Origin of the sequence: Limnohabitans sp. (genome assembly GCF_017848645.1) — a bacterium.
GTDB lineage: Bacteria > Pseudomonadota > Gammaproteobacteria > Burkholderiales > Burkholderiaceae_C > Limnohabitans_A.
The window spans coordinates 19,104-32,394 of record NZ_JAFEIF010000082.1; the positions used below are offsets into that span (position 1 = coordinate 19,104).

At 63.0% G+C, this 13,291-nt stretch carries 9 protein-coding genes; 2 read left to right on the forward strand and 7 right to left on the reverse strand.

Annotation, left to right across the window (positions count from 1 at the left end; translation table 11 throughout):
* Window positions 1-32: 32 nt before the first annotated feature.
* Genes QZ190_RS17410 through QZ190_RS17430 form a run of 5 tightly spaced genes read right to left on the reverse strand, consistent with a single transcriptional unit; the run spans window position 33 to window position 6,653 of the window.
* The gene (locus QZ190_RS17410; RefSeq protein WP_291918970.1) at window positions 33-1,532 is read right to left on the reverse strand and encodes a M81 family metallopeptidase; all 1,500 of its coding nucleotides are present in this window, start codon (window positions 1,530-1,532) and stop codon (window positions 33-35) included.
* Between the two features lie 60 nt (window positions 1,533-1,592).
* Window positions 1,593-3,221 carry an ABC transporter ATP-binding protein gene (locus QZ190_RS17415; protein ID WP_291918971.1) on the reverse strand — a complete coding sequence of 543 codons (1,629 nt, stop codon included), beginning with the start codon at window positions 3,219-3,221 and terminating at the stop codon, window positions 1,593-1,595.
* Window positions 3,221-4,096: an ABC transporter permease gene (locus QZ190_RS17420; RefSeq protein ID WP_291918973.1), complete on the reverse strand. Its 876-nt coding sequence runs from the start codon at window positions 4,094-4,096 to the stop codon at window positions 3,221-3,223. Before QZ190_RS17420 ends, QZ190_RS17415 begins: the two co-directional genes overlap by 1 nt.
* A complete protein-coding gene (locus QZ190_RS17425) occupies window positions 4,096-5,049 on the reverse strand; it encodes an ABC transporter permease (protein ID WP_291918975.1) in 954 nt (317 codons plus the stop codon). Before QZ190_RS17425 ends, QZ190_RS17420 begins: the two co-directional genes overlap by 1 nt.
* Window positions 5,050-5,063: 14 nt before the next feature.
* On the reverse strand, window positions 5,064-6,653 hold the full coding sequence (locus QZ190_RS17430; RefSeq protein ID WP_291918977.1) for an ABC transporter substrate-binding protein: 1,590 nt from the start codon (window positions 6,651-6,653) through the stop codon (window positions 5,064-5,066).
* Between the two features lie 159 nt (window positions 6,654-6,812).
* Here QZ190_RS17430 and QZ190_RS17435 point away from each other — a divergent pair, with 159 nt between their 5' ends.
* Window positions 6,813-8,243 (forward strand): amidase, encoded by a 1,431-nt coding sequence (locus tag QZ190_RS17435; protein WP_291918979.1) that lies wholly within the window; start codon window positions 6,813-6,815, stop codon window positions 8,241-8,243.
* A gap of 25 nt (window positions 8,244-8,268) precedes the next feature.
* Here the strand turns inward: QZ190_RS17435 and QZ190_RS17440 are convergent, their stop codons facing one another.
* Window positions 8,269-8,703 carry a rhodanese-like domain-containing protein gene (locus QZ190_RS17440; protein ID WP_291918982.1) on the reverse strand — a complete coding sequence of 145 codons (435 nt, stop codon included), beginning with the start codon at window positions 8,701-8,703 and terminating at the stop codon, window positions 8,269-8,271.
* Between the two features lie 208 nt (window positions 8,704-8,911).
* On the opposite strand from QZ190_RS17440, the gene icmF reads away from it, so the two are divergent.
* The gene (gene icmF / locus QZ190_RS17445) at window positions 8,912-12,202 is read left to right on the forward strand and encodes a fused isobutyryl-CoA mutase/GTPase IcmF (protein WP_291918983.1); all 3,291 of its coding nucleotides are present in this window, start codon (window positions 8,912-8,914) and stop codon (window positions 12,200-12,202) included.
* Between the two features lie 3 nt (window positions 12,203-12,205).
* On the opposite strand, the gene QZ190_RS17450 is transcribed toward icmF, so the two are convergent.
* A complete protein-coding gene (locus QZ190_RS17450) occupies window positions 12,206-13,138 on the reverse strand; it encodes a 3-keto-5-aminohexanoate cleavage protein (RefSeq protein WP_291918985.1) in 933 nt (310 codons plus the stop codon).
* Between the last annotated feature and the right edge of the window lie 153 nt (window positions 13,139-13,291).

Sequence of the window (13,291 nt, forward strand, 5' to 3'; positions counted from 1 at the left end):
AAAAAGTTCAAAAGCCCGGCCGTGCAGCCACGTCAAGGACGGGTGCGGGTGTTGGGGCTGAGTTTTTTCCAGGGCAAGTCGCCCGGATCGGCGGCCATGGGGCCGGCCGCTTTGGCCACCAGCACACGGCTGGCGATGGGCGTGAAGTCGGCCCGGAAATGGTTGGAGCTTTTGACCACCAGCAGCTTCATTTGCTCGGGGTGGATGCCCACGGCGCGAAACAGTTCGCGGTCGAGCATTTGGCATTTGCCACTGGCCACGGCGATCAGCACGCCGTCGATTTCAAGGCATGCGCAAGGGCCGATGTGGACTTTCATGCCGGTCATCATCGGGCCTTTGAGCTCACAATAATCCGGCCCCAAGGCCCGCACCGTGAAGCGCCCCTGCAAAGGTGGATCGCTCGCCTCGCCCGTGAAGGTGGGTACCGCTTTGCCCAGTGCCAGTTGCAGGCTGGCCCCGACCCCTGCGGCATGGGCCATGCGGGCGGCTTCGGGGTCAAACAACAAGCCCAGCGCCACCTGGCCAGGCCAGCGTTGGCCCGCGCCTTGTTGCAACAAAGCGTGCAACATGCCCGTGGTGTTGCTGTCACCGCCAGCGCCCGGGTTGTCTTGTGTGTCGGCCATGACCACAGGGGCCGCAGACACTTCGGCCGTGGCCAGGGCCTGCGTCACGGCCTCACGGGCGGGCAACACATCGGGACGCCACTGACCGGGCTCGGCCACGCGCTCAAACAGGCGCTGCACCGCCATGTCAGCCTGCGGGCCATGGCCCCAAACCACGGGGCCGCACTCGGCAAAATCAGACGCCGGAAAGCCCATGCAAAAGCTGAGCATGCAACCGGTTTGCGACTCGAGCGCGATCATCTCGTCATACAGGTCTTTGGCCGGGGCCATCCAGGTGCTTTGGGCGTTGAGGGGAATCAAAAACGGCAGGCGTCGCGCTTGCATGGGGCGCTTGCCGCCTGCACGCAAATGTTCGCGCAGCAGCAAGGCGGCCCTCTCGCCGGTCTCGGCCATGTCGATGTGCGGGTAGGTGCGGTAGGCCACCAGGCCATCGGACATCTGCAGCATGCGCTCGGTCACGTTGGCGTGCAGGTCCAGGCTGGCGACGATGGGCAGCTTGGGGCCGACCACCGCACGGATGCGGGCGATCAGCTCGCCTTCGCTGTCGTCGGCGTTTTCGGCCACGGCTGCGCCGTGCAGATCGAGGTACACCCCGTCCAGGCCCTGCACCAGGGCCGCACGAACGTCTTCGACAATGGCCGCGCAGATGCGCTCAAACGCGTCTTGGGTCACGTACGACGAGGGCGTGGCCCCGGCCCAGGCCGAGGGCACCAGTTGCCAGCCTTCGCGCCGCGCCGCGTCGATGAAGCCGCCCGCCGGGATGTTCACGCCCGTCATCTGGTCGATCAGGGCCTGCCCGCGCACATAGGCCGGAAAGGCCTCGCCGCTTTGGAAGGCGGCCCAATCGGCCAGGCTGGGGGCAAAGGTGTTGGTCTCGTGCTGGTAACCAGCGATCAGGATGCGGGTCATAGGGGGCCGTGTTCAGGGTTCAAATCAAGCCGGCTGAAGCTGCGCTGTCGCGGTGCGACATCAAGGTGCAGCTTCCAGGGGCGGCAAAGCGGCAGGCGCGGCCTGCAGCAGGCGGCGCGTGTAGTCTTGTTGCGGGTTGGCGTAGAGCGCGGCGGTTGGGCCTTCTTCAACGATGTGGCCTTGGTGCATCACGATCACGCGGTCGCACAGCTGCGCGGCCACACGCAGGTCGTGCGTGATGAAGAGCAAACCCAGGCCCAGACGGCCCTGGATTTCGCGCAGCAAATTCAGAATCTGTGCCTGCACGCTCACATCCAGCGCACTCACCGCCTCGTCGGCCACCAACACCTGGGGCCGGCAAGCCAGCGCTCGCGCAATGGCCAGGCGTTGCCGTTGACCGCCGCTGAATTGACTGGGGTAACGCTGCAGCGCCTCGACCGGCAAACGCACCTGCGTCATCAGCTCGGCCGCCAAGGCTTCGGCCTCGGCGCGGGACTGGCCAAAGTTCATGGCCCCTTCGACCATGGACTGGCCCACCGTGCGACGCGGGTTGAGCGAGCGGTTGGGGTCCTGGAAGACCACCTGCACACGGTTGCGCAAAGGCCGCAAGCGGCCCTCGGGCAAAGTGGCCACCTCGTCGTCGCCCCACAAGATGCGGCCCTCGGTCGGGTCGATCAGGCGGATCAGGCAACGGGCAAAAGTGGACTTGCCCGAACCGGACTCACCCACAATGCCCACCGTCTCGCCCGCGTGTACCGCAACATGGGCGTTTTGCAGCGCAGCGGTGGCGCGGTTGCGGCCCAACCAGTCGCGGCTGGCGTAGGTTTTGCCCACGCCCTGGCCCGACAACAACGCCGCGCCACTGAACGCGGGCTTGGCCGCTGGCGGCGTCATGCCTGGCACGGCGGCGAGCAACTGGCGCGTGTACTCGGCCTTGGGGCGGCGCAAGACCTGCTCACAGGGTCCCCCCTCAACGGCTTGGCCCTGGTTCATGACCAGCACCTCGTCGGCGATTTCGGCCACCACGCCCATGTCGTGGGTGATGAACAGCACCGCGCTGCCTTGCTCGCGCTGCAGGTCGGCAATCAGCCGCAAAATTTCTTTTTGCGTGGTCACGTCGAGCGCCGTGGTCGGCTCGTCGCAAATGATCAGGGCTGGCTTGAGCACCACGGCCATGGCGATCACGATGCGTTGGCGCTGACCGCCGCTGAGTTGGTGCGGGTAGCTGCGCAGCATGCGCTCGGGGTCGGGCAGGCGCACCCGCTCGAAGATGCGCAAAATTTCGGCGCGGCGCTGGTCGCGGGGCCAGTCGGTGTGGGTCGAGAGCAACTCGTCGACCTGGTCGCCGCAGGTCATGACCGGGTTGAGGGCGGTCATGGGCTCTTGGAACACCATGCCCATGCTGCGCCCGCGCAAGGCCCGCAAACGCGCTACCGAGGCGCCGAGCAAGGACTCGCCTTGCAACAAAATTTCACCACCATTGGGACGCAGCTCTTTGGCCAGCAGGCCCATCACGGTGGTGGCCATGACCGACTTGCCCGAACCCGACTCGCCCACCACACACAAAGTCTGGCCGGGGAGGATGCTGAGCGACACTTGGTGCACCGCGTGCGCCCGGTCACCGCCGGCAGGCAGGGCCACCGAGAGATCGCGGATGGACAGGACCGGTTGAGGAGAAGCTGTGCTCATCACGCGCCCCTTTTCGCAAACTTGGGATCGAGCACGTCGCGCAAACCATCTCCCAGCAAATTCACGGCCAGCACCGTGGGCACCAAAAACAAGGCGGGGTACAGCACGTTGCCGGGGTACTGGCTGAACTGCACACGGCCCTCGGCCATGATGTTGCCCCAGGTGGGAATGTCAGGCGGCAGGCCCAGGCCCAGAAAACTCAAAATCGCTTCGGTCAGCACCGCAGACGCGGCCACAAAGGTGCCTTGCACGATCAGCGGAGCCAAGGCATTGGGCAGGATGTGCCGCCACAAAATCACAGGCGTGGGGGTGGCCAGCGCACGGGCGGCCTCCACAAAAGGCTCTTCACGCAAGCTCAGCACCAAAGAGCGCACCAAACGCGTCACACGCGGCACCTCGGGGATGGCGATGGCCACCACCACCGTCCACACTTGCGCGCCCAATGCCGCCACCAGCGCAATGGCCAACAAGATGGCGGGGATGGCCATCAGGCCATCCATGAAGCGCATGAGCACCGCATCAACTTGCCGGAAGTAACCGGCCAGCATGCCCAAAAACCCGCCCAGCGCCAGCGCCAGCGCGGCGGTGAAGCCCCCCACCAGCAAGGACACTTGCGCCCCGTACACCACACGGCTGTACAGGTCACGACCAAAGCTGTCGGTGCCCAGCCAGAAGGTGTGGGCCACGGTGCTGCCATCGACCAGGGTGAAATCCCCCTTGAGCCCGGCAGCTTTGTTGATGTAGTTGGAGTCCATGGCGGCCGGGTCCACCGTGCCCAGCCACGGTGCCAACAAAGACACCAGGACCATGAACCCGAGCACCACGGCACCAAACCGGATTGAGCCATTGGCCCACAAACGATGAGAGAGGGACATCAGTAACGGATCCTCGGATCAAGAAAGAGGTAGCTCAAATCGACCAGGAGGTTGATGAACACATAGGCGAAGGAGAACAGCAGGACCAGCCCCTGAATCACCGGGAAATCGCGGTTGAGCACCGCATCCACTGTGAGCATGCCCAGCCCGGGGATGGCGTACACCGTTTCGGTCACCACCACGCCGCCAATGAGCAAGGCCACACCGATGCCAATCACGGTCACGATGGGCACGGCCGCATTGGCCAGCGCATGGCGCAGCAGCACCGCTTGCTCGGTCACCCCTTTGGCTCGCGCCGTGCGGATGTAGTCTTCGGTCAAGGCCTCGGACACGCTGGCCCGGGTGACCCGCGCAATCAGCGCCACATAAATCAAGGCCAGCGTCATCCAGGGCAGGATCAGCTGTCGCATCCAGTCCCAAACCCCGACACTGCGCGGCCCGAACAAGGTTTTGTAGCCCTGCACCGGCAACCACTCCAAGCGAATGGCAAACAGGTAGATCAACAAGTAGCCGACCACAAACACCGGTACCGAAAACCCGGCCACCGAAAACCCGGAGAGGATTTTGTCGAGCCAGCCGCCCATGCGCCAGGCCGCGATGGTGCCCAGCGGGATCGCCACGGCAATGGCCAGCAGCAAGGTGCCGACCGCCAGAGACAAAGTGGGCTCGATGCGCTGCGCGATCAGCTCGGTGACAGGTTTACTCAGGTAATACGAATACCCCAGATCGCCCTGAAACACCCGCCCGATCCAGATGAAGTACTGGGACAGGATGGAACCATCCAGACCCAGCTGCTGGCGGATGCGGTCGATTTCTTCGTTGGTGGCGCTGTTGCCGGCAATCACCGCCGCCGGGTCACCGGGGGCCAGCCTCAGGATGAGGAAAACCACCAGCGACACGACGAGCAGGACCGGCAGCACCGCCAACAGGCGGCGCAAGACAAATTGAAGCATCGGTCAGAACCTGATCAGTTTTTCTTCAGGCCCCACATCACCGGGATGCCCGGTGTCTGAATCAAGCCACTGACGTTGCTGCGCACCACGGTGGGTGATCGGTACTGACCCAAAGGTGCGTGGGTCGCGGTTTCGATGGCCACAGCCTGAATCTGGCTGGCGATCTTCTTTTTCTCTTCGATGGTGGCCGCGCGTGCAAAGCTCGCTTTCAGGGTCTCGATGCGCGGCTCGTTTTGCCAGCCGAACCAGCCGGTGTCGCCCTTGGCGTTGAGCATGGCCATGGCCAGCGGGTTGGTGATGTCACCGGCCGTCCAGGCGGTCAGGAAGGCGTTCCAGCCACCGGCTGCAGGCGCGTCTTTCTTGGCGCGTCGGGCCACCAGCGAGGCCCAATCCATTTGCTGAAAGTCCACCTTGAAGCCTGCGGCCTCCAGCTGCTGCTTGGCCACCAGCGGAATCTTGGCGATCGAAGCCAGATCGGTGGGACGCATCAGCAGCACGGGCGTGTTGTCGTAACCCGCCTCTTTCAGCATTTCGCGTGCTTTGGCCGGGTTGGCGATGCCAGTGAAATAACCGGTATTTTCATCGGCGTAGAGCGTGCCGCATGGGAAGATGCTGCGGCACACTTTCTGCAACTCGGGGATGCCGATCTGTGTGTTGAGCACGGCCTGCTGACCCATCGCCACCATGGCTGCTTGCCGGATCTTGGGGTTGTCAAAAGGCTTGTGCAGATGGTTGAAGCGCATGATGAACGTCAGGCCCGCGGGCGAGAAATCCTCGACCTTCACGCCTTCGGTTTTCTTCAGGGTTTCGTACTGCTCAAAGCTGGGCTGCTCGACCATGTCCACTTCACCGGCTTTGAGCGCATTGAACTGGGTTTGCGGATCGCGGATGATGACCCACTCGACGCGCTCAAAGTTGACCGGGCGGCCACCGGCCATGCCGTTGGGCGCTTCGGCGCGGGGCTTGTATTTGGCATTGCGCGTGTACACCGCCAAAGCGCCGGGCTTGAACTCATCGGCTTTGAAAATGAAGGGGCCTGAGCCAATGTGCTCCTTGATCTGTTCAGAGCCTGGCGTGGCCGCAATGCGTGCGGGCATGATGAAAGGCACGTTGGAGGAGGCCTTGCCCAAAGCGTCGAGCACAATGCCGCTGGGCTCCTTGAGAATCAAGCGGAAGGTGCTGGCATCGGGCGTTTCGTAGCGGTCAATGAAGGTGTTCAAAATGCCGCCCATGGCGTCGCGGCTGGCCCAGCGCTTGAGCGAGGCCACCACGTCTTCACTGGTGACCGGTTTGCCATCATGGAACTCCAGGCCGCTGCGCAGCTTGAAGGTCCAGGTCTTGCGGTCGGGCGAGTTGGTGTAGGTGTCCACCATCTGGGGCTTGATGTTGCCCTGCGCGTCTTCCGAGAACAGCGTGTCGTAAATCATGTACGCGTGGTTGCGCGTCACATAAGCCGTGGTCCAGATCGGGTCGAGCACCGCCAGGTTGGCGTGCGGCACAAAGCGGAACACTTTGTTGTCTTGCGCTTGGGCTTGGGCCACCACGGGGGCCAGCATGCTCAGACCCAACAAGCCGGTGGCGGCAAACAGAACACGTCTCTTCATGATCAGATCTCCAAAAATAGGAACAGTTGAAAATTCATGATGACAGCTTTCAAAGCGAACAAGCGTCACCTTTGCGCAAAACGGAGTCGGGGTTTTCACCAGTGGCTGCGCACCCTTTGACCGCTTTCATAATACAAATAAACCCGAGAGCAACACCACATGGTCAACCCTGATATTTCAGCCCTGGATTTGTCCCGCGCCATTCACCTCAAGCAGGTGTCGTGCCAGGAAGTCATGCAGTCCACACTCGATCGCATTGCGCAACTCAATCCGCAGTCCAACGCCATCGTCAGCCTGCAAGAACCCGAACTTTTGATGGCACAAGCGCGCGAACGCGATGCGCAGCTGGCCCGGGGCGAGTCAATGGGCTGGATGCACGGCATGCCCCAAGCCATCAAAGACCTGTCCAATGTGGCTGGTCTGCGCACCACTTTGGGCAGCCCCTTGATGAAAGACTTCGTGGCCAGCGAAGACGGCCTGATGGCCCGTCGCATGAAAGCCGCAGGTGCCATCGTGATTGGCAAAACCAACTCGCCCGAGTTTGGCCTGGGCTCGCACACTTTCAACGAGGTGTTTGGCCCCACCCGCAACGCCTGGGACCCGGGCAAATCAGCGGGTGGCAGCAGCGGCGGCGCGGCCGTGGCACTGGCGCAACGCCTGCTGCCCGTGGCCGATGGTTCGGACTTCATGGGCAGCTTGCGCAACCCGGCCGGCTGGAACCATGTGTTTGGCATGCGCCCCTCTCAAGGCCGTGTGCCCATGTCACCCGCACAAGACGTGTTCATTGCCCAGCTCGGCACCGAAGGCCCGATGGGCCGCCATGTGCGCGATGTGGCCATGCTGCTGTCGGTGCAAGCGGGCGCGGACCCGGCCTGCCCACTCAGCCTGACCGACGATCCAGCGGTGTTCGCGGGCGCGCTGGACAGCGACCCCCAAGGCCAGCGCATCGGCTGGCTGGGCGATTTGCAGGGCTACCTGCCCATGGAGGGCGGCATTTTGGAGGTCTGCCAATCGGCCTTGAACAGCTTTTCGGGCATGGGTTGCACCGTCGACGAAGCGCGTTTGGGCATGCCGCCCGAGCAAATCTGGCAAGCCTGGCTGGTGTGGCGGCAGGCCTTGGTGGGGCCACGCATTGCACCGTTCCTGGTCAACCCGGCCAACCGCGCCCACATCAAGCCCGAGGCACTGTGGGAGCACGACCAGTCGCTGAACTTGACCGGCTCGCAATTGATGGCCGCCAGCGCCAGCCGCACGCGCTTTTACCTGAGCATGTTGGCTTTGTTTGAACAATTTGATGTGCTGGCCATTCCGGTGTCACAAGTCTGGCCCTTTGACATTGGCCTGCGCTGGCCGCAAAGCGTGTCGGGCCGTGCCATGGACACCTACCACCGCTGGATGGAAGTGGTGATTTACGCCACCTTTGCGGGCTTGCCCTCCATCAGCGTGCCTGCAGGCTTTGGCGAGAACGGCCTGCCGATGGGCCTGGCCTTGATTGGCAAACCCCAAGGAGACTTGGCCCTGCTGAAACTGGCGCACGCCTACGAGATGGCGAATCTGGACATGATCAACCGCCGCCCGCCTGGCGTGTGAGGCACCGCAGCGCCAGACCGCGCGCTCAGTTTTGCTGCCAAGGCAAGCCGCGAAACCGCCAGCCGCCCTTTTGGCCCCGGTGCGCCTGCGCGTCCGGGTCGCCCTCAAAGCCTTCGAGGATGTTGTAGGCCTGCAGGCCCAGTTCGGTGGCGCGCTGGGCGGCGGAGATGGAGCGCACGCCGCTGCGGCACAGCAGCACCAGCTTTTTGCCGCCCGCGCCCAAGGCCTGCACGCCCGCGTCAAAACCCGGGTTCATCGCCATGCCGGGCCACTGCTTCCAGGCCAGGGCGTGGGCACCGGGCACAAAGCCCACCCAGGCGCGTTCGGCGTCGGTGCGCACGTCCACCAGTTCGGCCTCGCCCGATTGCACCCAGGCCCAGGCCTGCTCTGGCGAAATGTCGCCTGCGTAACCGGCTGCGGGTTGAACGTTTTGCGCAAGAGGGGTCGATGGAGAGGTCATGGTGGCCATTTCGTCTGTGCACGGGCCTCGATGCGAGTCCCAGATTGATGTGAAATCATAGCTTTTTGCCAAGTCGCCAAAGTGAGGACCCCTGTGTCAGTGACAGGACAGGCTGCAACAGCTAAGATGCGGGTTTTGGTTGACGTTTACGTCAACGTCAAAGCCAGCAACCATTCAACCCTGCAGTCCGCCCGCTAACGGAGACCCCATGACCGACCTGTCCGCCGAATTCAAAGCCCTGGCCGAATACCGCCCGACCAACAAGGTGCGCTTTGTCACCGCCGCTTCGCTGTTTGACGGCCACGACGCCGCCATCAACATCATGCGCCGCATCCTGCAAAGCATGGGCGCCGAAGTGATCCACCTGGGCCACAACCGCTCGGTGGACGAGGTGGTGACCGCCGCCCTGCAAGAAGACGCCCAAGGCATCGCGATCAGCTCTTACCAGGGCGGGCACAACGAATACTTCAGCTACATGGTCGATTTGCTCAAGGCCCGGGGCGGCGAACACATCAAGGTGTTTGGCGGCGGTGGTGGCGTGATCGTGCCGGCTGAAATCCGCGCCCTGGCCGACAAAGGCGTGCGCATTTTCAGCCCCGAAGACGGCCAAAAAATGGGCCTGGCCGGGATGATCGGCGAGATGGTCATGCGCTGCGACCAGGACGTGAGCCCGCTGGCCCCGAAAACCGTGGACGCGATTCAGGGCCACGGCGAGATGAACTGGCGCGCCTTGGCGCAACTGATCACCGCTTTAGAGAACGACAAGGCCGATGCCAGCGTGGTCCAAGCTGTGCGCGAACAAGCCGCACAAAAGAAAGTGCCCGTCTTGGGCATCACTGGCACCGGCGGTGCGGGCAAGTCCTCACTCACCGACGAGCTGATCCGCCGACTGCGCCTGGACCAGGGCGACGCGCTGCGCGTGGCCGTGATCTCCATCGACCCATCCCGCCGCAAGAGCGGTGGTGCGCTGCTGGGCGACCGCATCCGCATGAACGCGATCAGCCCCTGGTCACAAGGCCCGCGCGTGTTCATGCGCTCGCTGGCCACGCGTGACTTTGGCAGTGAAATTTCAGCCGCCCTGCCCGACGTAGTCGCGGCCTGCAAGGTGGCGGGCTTTGACGTGATCGTGGTGGAAACGTCTGGCATTGGCCAGGGCGACGCGGCCATCGTGCCGCATGTGAACGTGCCCATGTACGTGATGACGCCCGAGTTTGGCGCGGCCAGCCAGCTCGAAAAAATCGACATGCTGGACTTTGCCGAGTTTGTCGCCATCAACAAGTTCGACCGCAAAGGCGCGTCTGACGCCCTGCGCGACGTGGCCAAGCAGGTGCAGCGCAACAAAGAAGCCTGGACCGTGCCGACCGAGCAGATGCCGGTGTTTGGCACCATGGCCGCCCGCTTCAACGACGACGGCGTGACCGCGCTGTACCAGGCGCTCAAAGCACGCCTGGCAGAGCTGGGCATGCCCATCACCGAAGGCCGTTTGCCGGTGGTCAGCGTGCGCTACAGCACCCACCAAAACCCGGTGGTGCCGTCTTCCCGCACCCGCTACTTGGCCGAGATCAGCGACACCGTGCGCGGGTACAAAAAACGCGCCATCGACCAGTCGCGCCTGGCCCGTGAGATCCAGCAACTGCGTGCTGCAGCCCGCATGCTCGAAGTGGGCAAATCCGGTCGTGCCAAGGCGGCCGAAGCGGCGATTGATCTGGCCGTGCAACGCGAACAAACCCAAGACCCTCACGCCCGCAAGCTGCTGGCCCAGTGGCCCGACATGCAAAAAGCCTACGCGGGCGACGAGTACGTGGTGAAAATCCGCGACAAAGAGATTCGCACGGCGCTCACCACCAAGTCGCTGTCTGGCACCACCATCCGCAAAGTGGCGCTGCCCAAGTACGAAGACGACGGCGAAGTGCTCAAGTGGTTGATGCTGGACAACGTTCCCGGCAGCTACCCTTACACCGCTGGCACCTTTGCCTTCAAGCGCGAGGGCGAAGACCCGACCCGCATGTTTGCCGGTGAAGGCGACCCGTTCCGCACCAACCGCCGCTTCAAGTTGGTGAGCGAAGGTTTGCCCGCCAAACGCCTGTCCACCGCCTTCGACTCGGTCACGCTGTACGGCAACGACCCGGACCTGCGCCCCGACATCTACGGCAAGATCGGCAATTCGGGTGTGAACGTGGCCACGCTCGACGACATGAAGGTGCTGTACTCGGGCTTTGACCTGTGCAACCCGACCACCTCGGTGTCGATGACCATCAATGGCCCCGCCCCTTCGATTTTGGCCATGTTCATGAACACGGCCATCGACCAGAACCTCGACAAGTTCAAGGCCGACAACGGCAGAGAGCCGACCGACACCGAAGCCGCCAAGATCCGCGAATGGGTGCTGGCCAATGTGCGTGGCACGGTGCAGGCCGACATCCTGAAAGAAGACCAGGGCCAGAACACCTGCATCTTCTCGACCGAGTTCTCGCTCAAAGTCATGGGCGACATCGCGCAGTATTTTGTGCACCACGACGTGCGCAACTTCTACTCGGTGTCCATCAGCGGTTACCACATCGCCGAAGCCGGGGCCAACCCGATTTCGCAGCTGGCTTTCACGCTCTCCAACGGTTTCACCTTTGTGGAAGCGTACCTGGCGCGTGGCATGCACATCGACGACTTTGCGCCCAACCTGTCGTTCTTCTTCAGCAACGGCATGGACCCGGAATACACGGTGCTCGGCCGCGTGGCCCGTCGCATCTGGGCCGTGGCGATGAAAGAGAAATACGGCGCGAACGAGCGCAGCCAAAAGCTCAAGTACCACATCCAGACCTCAGGCCGCTCGCTGCACGCACAAGAGATCCAGTTCAACGACATCCGCACAACGCTGCAGGCGCTGATCGCGATCTACGACAACTGCAACAGCCTGCACACCAACGCCTTTGACGAGGCCATCACCACGCCCACCGAAGACTCGGTGCGCCGCGCCATGGCAATCCAGCTCATCATCAACCGCGAGTGGGGCCTGGCCAAGAACGAGAACCCGAACCAAGGTGCCTTCATCATCGACGAGCTCACCGAGCTGGTCGAAGAGATGGTGCTGGCCGAGTTCGAGAAAATCGCCGAGCGTGGCGGTGTGTTGGGCGCGATGGAAACCGGCTACCAGCGCGGCAAGATTCAAGACGAGTCCATGCACTACGAGATGCTCAAGCACACGGGCGAGCTGCCCATCATCGGCGTCAACACCTTCCGCAACCCCAAAGGCGACGAGGTCATGGAAACGCTGGAGCTGGCCCGCTCGACCGAGGAAGAAAAACAGTCGCAGCTCCAGCGACTGAACGACTTCCACGCCTTGCACGCCGCCGAATCGCCCGCCATGCTCAAGCGTTTGCAGCAAGCCGTGATCGACAACGGGAATGTGTTCGAAGTGCTGATGGACGCGGTGCGTGTCTGCTCACTCGGCCAGATCACCAACGCGCTGTTCGAGGTGGGGGGTCAGTACCGGCGCAACATGTGAACCTCAGAAGTTCACCCGATCCCCGCCCTTGAGCGCCAGCATGCTGCGGGCCTCGTCGGGCGTGGCGATCTCCAGGTTGAGGGCTTCGAGCACGGTGCGGATGCGCTGGACCTGCTGAGCACTGGACTCGGCCAATTTTCCAGGGCCGATCCACAGCGAGTCCTCCAGGCCCACGCGCACGTTCGAGCCCATGGCAGCGCCAATGCTGGCCAGCGCAATCTGGCCTTTGCCTGCGCCCAAAATCGACCACTGGTAATCGTTGCCAAACAAACGATCAGCGGTGCGGCGCATGTGCATCAGGTCTTCGGGGTGCGGGCCGATGCCACCCAAAATGCCAAACACCGACTGCACAAACAAAGGCCCCGTGACCAGCCCCCGGTCGCGGAAGTGCGCCAGGTTGTACAGGTGGCTGATGTCGTAACACTCGAACTCAAAGCGGGTGCCGTTTTCAGTGCCCAAGCGCAAAATGGTTTCGATGTCCTTGTAGGTGTTTTTGAACACCAGGTCGCGGCTTTTTTCCAGGTGCTCACGCTCCCACTCGTGCTCAAAATTTTTGAAGCGGTCGAGCATGGGGAACAAGCCGAAATTCATCGATCCCATGTTCAGCGATGCCACCTCGGGCTTGAAGGTCAGGGCCGGCTGCATGCGCTCATGCACCGTCATGTGCGGGCTGCCGCCTGTGGTCAGGTTGATCACGGCGTTGGTGCTGGCTTTGATCTTTTGCAAAAACGGCACAAAAAAGGCCGGGTCTTGTGTGGGGCGGCCGTCTGCCGGGTCGCGGGCGTGCAAATGCAAAATGGCTGCACCCGCTTCGGCTGCGGCAATCGCCGCATCGGCGATCTCGTCGGCGGTCACCGGCAAATGCGGCGACATGCTGGGCGTGTGGATGGCCCCCGTAGGGGCGCAGGTGATGATGACTTTGCGGGCTTTGCTCATGAACCGTCTCCTGAAAATGGTTGGCCAGCACGGGCTGACCAAGGATGCGCGTCAGCATGCCCGAGCCACCGGCCTCTTGGGGTCACCAAGGCAACACGGGGCCGTCCAGGACCGTTATGAAGGGCCTTGGAGCCCTGCCACACCCCCGTCATG